The following is a 9759-nucleotide window of genomic DNA, read 5'->3' on the forward strand; positions in this document are numbered from 1 at the left end:
GAGACATTCGACGATTAGCGTGCGGCAACTGGACGAGGGCGGCGCGGTCCAACCACTGCACCTGCGCCGAGACCGCTCGGCGCGCCTACCGGGCCCGGATGTCCGGTCCGATCGTCGACCGGATCGACATCGTGCGCCACGTCCGGCCCGGGTCGCCGGCCAGCGATGACCCCTTCCGCCCCGTCGAGTCGTCGGCCGAGGTGCGCGAACGTGTCGCGGCCGCGCGAGCGCGGCAGCGCGAACGGTTCGCCGGTCGGAGCTGGCGGCTGAACGCCCACGTGCCGAGCCCGCGCCTCAAGGACACCTGGCCGTTGCCCGCCCCCGCCCAGCAGCTGATCGACGCCGAGGTGCTCGCCGGACGGCTCAGCGCCCGCGGAGCCGTCCGGGTCCACCGGCTGGCCTGGACCGTGGCCGACGTCCGCTCGGTGCGCACCGGCCGCGATCTCGAGCCGGGTGTCGACGAGGTCGCGACCGCGCTGCGCCTGCGGTCCGGCCAACCGCTCGACCTCGCGATGTTCCAGCAGCGGCCCGGCGCGGAGGGTGCGGCATGACCGTCGCCGAGGAGGAACGGCTCGCCCGGGCCACCATCAACCTGATCACCGAGCCGGGCGATGTCCGGTGCCTGGGGCTGACCCGCGAGCTCGGCGGCGTCCGGTTCCTCGAGGTGCTGCGCGAGCAGCCGGACCTGCGCCCGGAGTTCCTCGCGGCCGCCGGACGACTGGCGCGAGCCCACCCGGAGCGGGTCCTCGAGGAGGCCGCCCGGCGCGAGATCCGCTTCGTCGTCCCGGGCGACGACGAATGGCCCGGGTCGCTCGACGACCTCGCCGGCGCCGGAGTCCTGCACGCCCGCGGCGAGGTCCCCGTCGGTCTGTGGGTGCGAGGCCCCCTCCGGCTCGACCGGCTCGGTCCCGCGGTGGCCGTCGTGGGCTCCCGCTCGTCGACCTCCTACGGCGACGAGGTCGCCGGCGAGATGGCCGCCATCCTCGGCGCGGCCGGGCGGACCGTGGTCTCGGGTGCCGCCTACGGCGTCGACTACGCCGCCCACCGTGGCGCCGTCACCGCCGAGGGTCGCACCGTCGCCGTCCTCGCCTGCGGGGTGGACCGGGCCTACCCGGTCGCCCATGCCGCGATGCTCGACCATCTGGGGCGGCACCACGCGATCGTGTCCGAGGCGCCACCCGGGTCCGCGCCGCTGCGGGTCCGCTTCCTGGCCCGCAACCGTCTCATCGCCGCCCTCACCGATGGCACCGTCGTGGTCGAGGCGGCCCTGCGCAGCGGTGCGCTCAACACGGCATCCTGGGCCGACCGGCTGCACAGGACCGTGATGGCGGTGCCCGGCCAGGTCACCAGTGCCGCCTCCGAGGGGGCGCACGAGCTGGTCAGGTCCGGCGGCGCCACACTCGTCACCCGTGGCGAGGACGTGCTCGAGCTGCTGGGCGCGCCCGGCGAGCACCTGCTTGACGTGCGCCGGGCCCCCGACGGCCCGCGGGACCGATTGACCATCCGCGCACGGCAGGTCCTCGATGCCGTCCCGGTCGCGTCGCCGGCGAGCGCCGCCTCGGTCGCCCGGGTCGCCGGGCTCGGGACCGAGGAGGTCGAGCAGCTCCTGCGTGGGCTCGCGCTCGACGGACACGTCGAGCACATGCCGTCGGGCTGGCGGCTGGGAGAGGAGGTGCGTTCTACGATCGATCAATGAGCGACGAGGCCGCAGTCGAGGACTCCCTGCCGGAGGTGTTCGCGCGCACCCTCGCCGACTACGAGCGTCATCTCGTCGCGGAGCGGGACCTGACGCCCCACACCGTGCGGGCCTATCTCGGCGACGTCGCCGGACTCCTCGACCATGCCGGCCGGCTCGGCCTGGTCGAGGTCACCGAGCTCGACCTGCGCAGCCTGCGCAGCTGGTTGGCCAAGCAGCAGAGTCTCGGCCTGTCGCGCACCACGCTGGCCCGCCGGGCCACTGCTGCCCGGGTGTTCACCGCCTGGCTGGCCCGCACCGGCCGGACCGTCAGCGACGTCGGCTCGGCCCTCGGCTCACCTCGCCCGCACCACACCCTGCCGGACGTCCTGCGGGTCGACGAGGCGGCCCAGCTCATCGGTGCGGCGACCGACCTGGCCGACGATGGCAGCGCCGTGGGGCTGCGCGACGTCGCCATGCTCGAGCTGCTGTACGCCACCGGCATGCGGGTCGGGGAGCTCTGTGGTCTCGACGTCGACGACCTGGATCGCGATCGCAATGTCGTCCGAGTGCTCGGCAAGGGGCGCAAGGAGCGCACCGTCCCCTTCGGCCAGCCGGCCGCCGTCGCGCTCGACCGGTGGCTGGCTCAGGGCCGGGGCCTGCTGGCGCGCGGCGGGTCGGGACCAGCACTGTTCCTCGGTGCCCGCGGTGGTCGGATCGACCAGCGGGCCGTCCGCACGCTGGTGCACCGGCGGCTCGCCGAGGTCCCGGGGGCGCCGGACCTCGGGCCGCACGGACTCCGCCACACCGCGGCCACCCACCTGCTCGAGGGCGGGGCCGACCTGCGCTCGGTGCAGGAGCTGCTGGGCCACGCTTCCCTGGCGACCACGCAGCGCTACACGCACGTCACCACCGATCGACTGCGCCGGGCCTACCAGCAGGCGCATCCGCGGGCATGACCCCGGGATCACGCCGGGGACGCCGCGACGAGTCCTTGTCGTTCGGCAGCCGTGCGAAGACGGAGGTCGTAGCAGACCAGCACCTCCGCGCCGTGCCGCAGCGCTGTCGCCAGATGGATCGCGTCCAGACTGCGAAGCGTGGGGTCTGGCAGCAGGCCGGCGTGCTGCAGCAGGGGAGAGGTCATCTCGAACAGGTTGATCGACTCGAGCACCTCGGTTGCCAGACTCTGCTCGACGTCGTTGCGCATCGCGGCTCGACGGACTTCGGTCACGAGGAGTTCGGAGGAGAAGACGCGCCTGGGGTCGAGCCCGTTCAAGTAGTCCCTGAGCGCGTCGCTCTCAGCCTCCTCGGCAATGAGCTTCACCACGGCCGAGGTATCGACATAGACGTTCACAGCCGGTCCTCGCGAAGCTCGTCGAGCACTTCCTGCATCGGGCGTCTCGCCCTGACGCGCTCGATGTCGTTCCAACCTCGGCTCCTCGTCGCGGGCCGTGCCATCTCGGCATACCAGAGGTCGTCCGCGACGGGCTGACGCAGGATCGCCACCACCTCGCCGTGATTGGTGATCTCGAAGGACTCGCCCGCCGCTACCCGCCGCAGGATCGCGGCGCTGTTGTTGCGCAGCTCGCGGTGGGGAATGCGTTCCACGGCCCCGCTCCTGACGATCGTCGCGCTCATCGGTTCGCCCCGAAAGGCGTAGCAATCGTAGCAAAGATGGGTCGGGTGATGGCGCGGGCGACCGGCTCGTCGCGCCACAGGGGGAGCAGGCGGACGGGGCCGGTGCCGACGATCCGGAGCGGGTCGAGGTAGGTCTGCCCGGCGATCCAGCCCCAGTGCAGGCAGGTCCGCGGGAGGCAGTGCGACCCGGACGACTGCAGGCTGCCGATCGTCGCTCCGGCGGCGAGGGCGGCCCCGACTCCGACCGTCGCGGCCACCGGCTCATAGGTGGTGCGGGTGGCGCCGTGGCCGACGACCACCACGCCGCGACCGGCGATCGGGCCGGCGAAGACCACGACGCCGGGAAGGGCGGCGCGGACCGGCTGGCCGGCGTGCCCGGCGAGGTCGACGCCGCGGTGCCCGGCGCCGTAGGGGAGGTCGGGAGGGTCGAAGGAGCGCACGACCTCGGGCACCGGCTCGAGCGGCCAGACGCCGACCGGATCGCCCGCGGGGGCGGCGCGGGCGGGGACGACGGGGCCGATGGGGCCGATGGGGAGGAGCAGTCCGAGCTGGAGAAGCAGGAGGACGGGGAGCAGGGCGGGCCGGAGGAGTGAGCGGGTCATGGGAGGAGGATGCGAGGGAGATGGGACGGTGGGTGGCCGGGGCGCCAGGGGCTGTGGAGGAGGGGTGGCGAGGACGGGGCTGTGGAGGGACGAGGGCACGGATTGGGACGCGGTGCGCCTCACGTCGTACGCTGGGAGGCACCGGTCCGCCTGGACCGGAATTCGCTCGTCCGCAGACCACGACGGGGCCGCTCCGGTCCCGGCCGCCCGTGGGCGTCGATCCCCAGTCCGTGCGACCTCGCGTCGCGCGGTCGGATCGCGCGTGGACGACAGGCCCCAACTGAGAAAACACAACAGGAGAAATCATGGCTGTCGTGACCATGCGCCAGCTCCTCGAGAGCGGCGTCCACTTCGGACACCAGACCCGTCGTTGGAACCCGAAGATGAAGCGATTCATCCTCACGGACCGCAACGGCATCTACATCATCGACCTGCAGCAGTCGCTGGCCTACATCGACCGCAGCTACGCCTTCGTCAAGGAGACCGTGGCCAAGGGCGGGACGATCATGTTCGTGGGCACCAAGAAGCAGGCCCAGGAGGCGATCGCCGAGCAGGCGACCCGCGTCGGGATGCCCTACGTCAACCAACGCTGGCTGGGCGGCATGCTCACCAACTTCTCGACGGTGCACCAGCGGATCAACCGCCTCAAGGAGCTCGACGAGATCGACTTCGACGACGTCGCCGGGTCCGGCCGCACGAAGAAGGAGCTCCTGCAGATGAAGCGGGAGCGCGACAAGCTCGACAAGACCCTGGGTGGCATCCGCGAGATGTCCCGGGTCCCGTCGGCCGTGTGGATCGTCGACACCAACAAGGAGCACCTGGCGGTCGAGGAGGCGCGCAAGCTGCGCATCCCGATCATCGCGATCCTCGACTCCAACTGCGACCCGGACGACGTCGACTTCCCGATCCCGGGCAACGACGACGCCATCCGCGCGGTGGGCCTGTTGACCCGCGTCATCGCCGACGCCGCGGCCGACGGCCTGATGTCCCGCTCCGGCGCCGGCTCCGCCGCGAGCCCGGCCGCTGAGGAGCCCCTGGCCGAGTGGGAGCGCGAGCTCCTCGAGGGTGACGCCGCTCCGGCCGCCGAGGCCGCGCCGGCCGAGGCCGCTGCGGAGGCGGCTCCTGAAGCCGCCGCCGAGGAGGCGCCCGCCGCCGAGGCCGCTGCCGAGGAGGCCCCCGCGGCCGACGCTCCGGCCGAGGCCTGAGCCACCCCACGTCCACCCTTTCGAGAAACCGAACGAGGATCCATGGCATTCACTGCTGCTGACGTCAAGAAGCTCCGTGAGCTGACCGGCGCCGGAATGATGGACTGCAAGAAGGCGCTCGACGAGACCGACGGCGACTTCGACAAGGCCGTCGAGCTGCTTCGCGTCAAGGGTGCCGCCAAGGCGGCCGCCCGCGGTGCCGAGCGCGAGACGTCGGCCGGTCTGGTGGCCAACTCCGGCGGCGCGCTCGTCGAGCTGAAGTCGGAGACCGACTTCGTCGCCAAGAACGAGGAGTTCATCAAGGCTGCCCAGCAGATCGCCGACGCGATCGCCGCGGGCAAGGCGACCGACACCGAGTCGGCCAAGGCGCTGCCGCTGGGCGACAGCACCGTCGGTGCGGTCGTCGAGAACCTCGCCATCACCATCGGCGAGAAGATCGAGCTCGGCAACGTCGCCTACTTCGACGGCCCGGTCGCGGTCTACCTGCACAAGCGTGCGGCCGACCTCCCGCCGGCCGTCGGCGTCATCGTCGAGTACGACGGCGACGAGGCCGCCGCCCGCGGCGCTGCGATGCAGGTGGCCGCCCTCAAGGCGCAGTACCTCACCCGTGACGAGGTGCCCGCCGACATGGTCGCCGCCGAGAAGGACGTCCTGACCAAGAAGACGATCGAGGAGGGCAAGCCCGAGGCTGCCGTTGCCAAGATCGTCGAGGGCCGTCTGGGCGGCTTCTTCAAGGAGATCGTCCTGCTCGAGCAGGAGTCGGTCTCGGAGTCGAAGAAGACGGTCAAGGCCGTCCTCGACGCCGCCAACACGACCGTGAAGCGTTTCGCCCGCTTCGAGGTCGGCGCCTGACCTGACGGCCCACAGCACGCACCTGGCGGCATTGCCGGGCACGCGCGCTGAACCGTCAGAACGAGAGAACGCACCGGACGGCCGGTGGTCACCCAGGTGATCACCGGCCGTCCGGCTTTTCCGGCCGTGCCGGGACGGCTCACGGGGTAGGTTTGTCGCGCCCGGCCATCGGACATGTGTCGGACCCAGCGTCCCGCGCTCGCGGGGCGCACCTCGGTGTCAGGTGAAGGAGATCGTCAAATGGGACTCATTCAGGCCGCGATCGGCGCGATCGGCGGCACCCTCGCCGACCAGTGGGTCGACTTCTACGGCGTCCCTGACGGCGTCGGCTCGACCGTCGCGGTCTTCCCGGCCGTGCCCAAGGGACAGAACGCCGGCCGGGGCAGCAACACGCAGGGCTCCGAGGGCGTGATCACCAACGGTTCGAAGATCGTCGTGCCGGAGGGCTACGGACTGGTCCTCCTCGAGGACGGCGCCTTCACCGGCTTCGCCGCCGAGCCGGGCGCCTACATCTGGAACTCCGACGATCCCGCGTCGCAGTCGATCTTCACCGGTGGCGGTCTCGTCGACTCGCTGATCAAGCAGAGCTGGGAGCGCTTCAAGTTCGGCGGCCGTCCGTCGGCCCAGCAGAACGCCGTCTTCGTGACGCTCAAGGAGCTGCCCAACAACAAGTTCGGCACCCAGTCGGAGATCTACTGGGACGACGCCTTCCTCAACACCCAGGTCGGCGCGATCACCCGCGGCACCTACACCCTGAAGATCACCGACCCGCTGACCTTCATCCGCAACTTCGTGCCCGCCGAGGTCATCGGCGGTCGCAGGTCGTTCGACTTCACCGACATGGACAACCCGGCGGGCGAGCAGCTGTTCAACGAGGTCGTCGGCTCGCTGGCCCCGGCGTTCTCGATGTACACCAACGACCCCGCCAAGGGGAACCGGATCTCGCGCCTGCAGCAGGACTCGATCGGGTTCGCCCAGTCGCTGTCCGCCGCCGTCGAGGAGAACTACCAGTGGCGCACCGACCGCGGCCTGGAGATCGTCAAGACCGCGATCATCTCGATCGAGTACGACGCCAACACGCGCGAGCTGCTCAAGAACGTCCAGCGGGCCGACGCGCTGTCCGGCTCCCGCGGCAACTCCAACCTGCAGGCGTCGGTCGCCGCCGGCATGGAGGCGGCCGGTGAGAACGCCGGCCCCGGCGGCATGATCGGGATGGGCATGGCGGCCGGTGGCATCGGCCTCGGCGGCCTCCAGCAGCCCGTTCCGCCGGCCCAGGCGCCGGCCGCGCCCGCAGCTCCGGCGGCACCCGCGGCTCCGGCCGCACCCGCGGCGCCGGCCGCCGCCGAGCCGCCCGCGGAGGATCCGATGGCGGTGCTCAAGCGGGCCAAGGAGATGCTCGACGCCGGGCTGATCACCCAGACCGACTACGACGCGGCGAAGGCGAAGGCGCTCGGTCTCTGACATGTCCCAGGAGTCCGCTGAGCCGCAGCAGCCCACCTTCGACGGGCCACCGCTGTCGCTGGAGGAGGAGCTCGCCGCCGCCAAGGCCGAGCCGGAGCCGAAGCCGAGCATCGAGACGGTCAACGAGTCCCTCAAGGACGGGCTCAACCGCTGCCCGAAGTGCGGCTCGACCGACGTCCAGCTCCGCGGCTCCACGGGCATGCTCATCTGCCTCTTCTGCCGCAACGAGTGGCAGGAGGCCCGGGTCGAGGAGGAGTTCGGGCTCGGCGAGGGCATCGACCAGCTCGAGGGCACCGTCATCGCCAGTGGGGCCGAGGACATCGCGGCCGACGCGGCCGACATGCTCACCTTCAAGTGCGAGGCATGCGGGGCCGAGGTCGTGGTCGACACGGCTCACGCCCTCAACGCCCGGTGCCACTGGTGCCGGCACACGCTCAACGTCAACCAGCAGATCCCCAACGGCGCCGTCCCCGACGCCGTCCTGCCCTTCCGGCTGACCAAGGACGAGGCGGTCGAGAAGATCCGCGCCTTCGCGTCCAAGCGGCGGCTCTTCGCCCACAAGCGGTTCAAGAAGGAGTTCGTCCCGGAGAACGTCCTGGGCGTCTACCTGCCCTATCTCGTGATCGACGCGCGGGCCCGATCCGAGTACTGGGGCAAGGGTGAGGTCGAGACCCGGCGATGGACCGAGAAGCAGGGCGACGACCGGGTCACCTACTACGCGGCCGACGTCTACCGCCTCTCGCGGCAGGTCAGCTTCACCGTCGACGACCTCACCGTCGAGGGCTCCTCCGAGCGGGCGTCCTTCGGCACGTCGAACACCAACAACATCGTCAACTCGGTCCTGCCCTTCGACACCAAGAACGCCGTGCGCTGGAACGCCAGCTACCTCGTCGGCTTCACCAGCGAGAAGCGCGACGTCAACGTCGAGGCGATGAAGCCGGTCCTGGAGGACCAGCTGCTCTCCATCGGCAGGTCGGAGGTCCGCGGGTCGCTGGGCAGGTTCGACCGCGGCGTGCGCTGGGAGCAGGAGAAGGTCGACGTCGGCGGGTCGCGCTGGGTCTCGATGTACCTGCCCGTGTGGCTGTACTCCTACCGCCAGGAGAGCAACGGGCTGCTCCACTACATCGCGGTCAACGCCCGGACAGGAGAGACGATGGGCAGCATCCCGGTCTCGCAGCCCAAGCTGCTGCTTGCGGCCTTCACCGTCGGCACCGTCCTCGAGGGCATCGCGGGCGCCATCCTGGTGGCGACGGCATGATCGCCGACATCCTCGCGCAGGCGTCCGACGACGGCGGCATCTGGCTGCTCGCGGCGGGACCGGCCGGTGGCGTCGCGACGTACTGGGCCTTCTACCGCTACTACCGCAACACCGACAAGTCCCACGAGTTCGAGCGCGACACGATCATCGAGGCGCAGCCCGTCCAGGGCGGCGAGGAGCAGATCGACCACATCGCCCGGACCCGCAGCTCGGGCATCGACGGGGACAACGGCGGCGACTACCGCAGGCGGGTGCAGCGGGTTCGTTGAGCGGCGCGCCGACACGGTAACCTCGGGTCCGCCCGAACGATGAACGGACGAACGACCGGAAGGACCCTGGTGGCCGGCTACAAGCGAGTCCTCCTGAAGCTCTCGGGTGAGGTTTTCGGCGGTGGCAAGGTCGGGGTCGATCCCGACGTCGTGCAGGCCATCGCGCGCGAGGTGAAGGCGGTCGCCGACGCGGGCGTCCAGATCGCCGTCGTCACCGGTGGCGGCAACTTCTTCCGCGGTGCAGAGCTCCAACAGCGCGGCATGGACCGGGTCCGGGCCGACTACATGGGCATGCTCGGCATCGTCATGAACTGCCTCGCCCTCCAGGACTTCCTGGAGAAGCAGGGCGTCGAGACCCGGGTGCAGACCGCGATCACGATGGGCCAGGTGGCCGAGCCCTACATCCCGCGCCGCGCGATCCGGCACATGGAGAAGGGCCGCGTCGTCATCTTCGGCGCCGGCATGGGCCTGCCGTACTTCTCGACCGACACGGTCGCGGTCCAGCGGGCCCTGGAGAGCAAGTGCGACGTGGTGCTGGTCGCCAAGAGCGGCGTCGACGGCGTCTACAGCGCCGACCCCAACGTCGACCCGAACGCGGTGAAGTACGACGAGCTCACCTACGACGACGCCATCGCCCAAGGCCTGCGGATCATGGACCAGACGGCGTTCGCCCTGTGCGGCGAGAACAAGCTCCCGATGATCGTCTTCGGCATGGAGCCCGAGGGCAACATCCTGCGTGTCGTGCAGGGTGAGAGGATCGGCACGCGGGTCAGCGCAGGCTGAGCAGAAGGCAACGAAG

12 protein-coding genes are annotated in these 9759 nt (G+C 70.9%); 9 read left to right on the plus strand and 3 right to left on the minus strand.

The window, feature by feature from the left end; translation table 11 throughout:
* Nucleotides 1-5 precede the first annotated feature (5 nt).
* The 3 genes from QJ852_10070 to QJ852_10080 are packed head-to-tail and all read left to right on the plus strand — an operon-like array spanning nucleotide 6 to nucleotide 2634.
* Nucleotides 6-551, plus strand: a complete 546-nt coding sequence (locus QJ852_10070; protein ID WGX99441.1) for an ATP-binding protein — start codon at nucleotides 6-8, stop codon at nucleotides 549-551.
* Nucleotides 548-1696: a DNA-processing protein DprA gene (gene dprA / locus QJ852_10075; protein ID WGX98778.1), complete on the plus strand. Its 1149-nt coding sequence runs from the start codon at nucleotides 548-550 to the stop codon at nucleotides 1694-1696. The genes QJ852_10070 and dprA overlap by 4 nt, the downstream gene beginning before the upstream one ends.
* Entirely contained in the window at nucleotides 1693-2634 is a 942-nt protein-coding gene (locus QJ852_10080; GenBank protein WGX98779.1) for a tyrosine recombinase XerC, read from the plus strand. The genes dprA and QJ852_10080 overlap by 4 nt, the downstream gene beginning before the upstream one ends.
* Nucleotides 2635-2642: 8 nt before the next feature.
* Here the strand turns inward: QJ852_10080 and QJ852_10085 are convergent, their stop codons facing one another.
* From QJ852_10085 to QJ852_10095, 3 genes are read right to left on the minus strand one after another with little or no spacing between them, the layout of a single operon-like run.
* Complete coding sequence (locus QJ852_10085; GenBank protein ID WGX98780.1) at nucleotides 2643-3029, minus strand: type II toxin-antitoxin system VapC family toxin; 387 nt, start codon at nucleotides 3027-3029, stop codon at nucleotides 2643-2645.
* Entirely contained in the window at nucleotides 3026-3313 is a 288-nt protein-coding gene (locus tag QJ852_10090; GenBank protein ID WGX98781.1) for a type II toxin-antitoxin system prevent-host-death family antitoxin, read from the minus strand. The genes QJ852_10085 and QJ852_10090 overlap by 4 nt, the downstream gene beginning before the upstream one ends.
* Nucleotides 3310-3915, minus strand: a complete 606-nt coding sequence (locus tag QJ852_10095; GenBank protein WGX98782.1) for a M23 family metallopeptidase — start codon at nucleotides 3913-3915, stop codon at nucleotides 3310-3312. The genes QJ852_10090 and QJ852_10095 overlap by 4 nt, the downstream gene beginning before the upstream one ends.
* A 305-nt stretch (nucleotides 3916-4220) precedes the next feature.
* Here QJ852_10095 and rpsB point away from each other — a divergent pair, with 305 nt between their 5' ends.
* The 6 genes from rpsB to pyrH all read left to right on the plus strand — a co-directional run bounded on the left by rpsB (nucleotide 4221) and on the right by pyrH (nucleotide 9743).
* A complete protein-coding gene (gene rpsB, locus QJ852_10100; GenBank protein ID WGX98783.1) occupies nucleotides 4221-5120 on the plus strand; it encodes a 30S ribosomal protein S2 in 900 nt (299 codons plus the stop codon).
* Between the two features lie 42 nt (nucleotides 5121-5162).
* Nucleotides 5163-5972, plus strand: a complete 810-nt coding sequence (gene tsf / locus QJ852_10105; GenBank protein ID WGX98784.1) for a translation elongation factor Ts — start codon at nucleotides 5163-5165, stop codon at nucleotides 5970-5972.
* 240 nt (nucleotides 5973-6212) lie between these two features.
* On the plus strand, nucleotides 6213-7433 hold the full coding sequence (locus QJ852_10110; protein WGX98785.1) for an SPFH domain-containing protein: 1221 nt from the start codon (nucleotides 6213-6215) through the stop codon (nucleotides 7431-7433).
* Nucleotide 7434: 1 nt separating this feature from the next.
* Entirely contained in the window at nucleotides 7435-8691 is a 1257-nt protein-coding gene (locus tag QJ852_10115; GenBank protein WGX98786.1) for a hypothetical protein, read from the plus strand.
* Entirely contained in the window at nucleotides 8688-8960 is a 273-nt protein-coding gene (locus QJ852_10120; GenBank protein WGX98787.1) for a hypothetical protein, read from the plus strand. The genes QJ852_10115 and QJ852_10120 overlap by 4 nt, the downstream gene beginning before the upstream one ends.
* 66 nt (nucleotides 8961-9026) lie before the next feature.
* Nucleotides 9027-9743: a UMP kinase gene (pyrH, locus tag QJ852_10125; protein WGX99442.1), complete on the plus strand. Its 717-nt coding sequence runs from the start codon at nucleotides 9027-9029 to the stop codon at nucleotides 9741-9743.
* The last annotated feature ends 16 nt before the right edge of the window (nucleotides 9744-9759 follow it).

The sequence above is a fragment of the Nocardioides sp. L-11A genome (assembly GCA_029961745.1).
In the GTDB taxonomy this organism is placed as follows: domain Bacteria; phylum Actinomycetota; class Actinomycetes; order Propionibacteriales; family Nocardioidaceae; genus Nocardioides.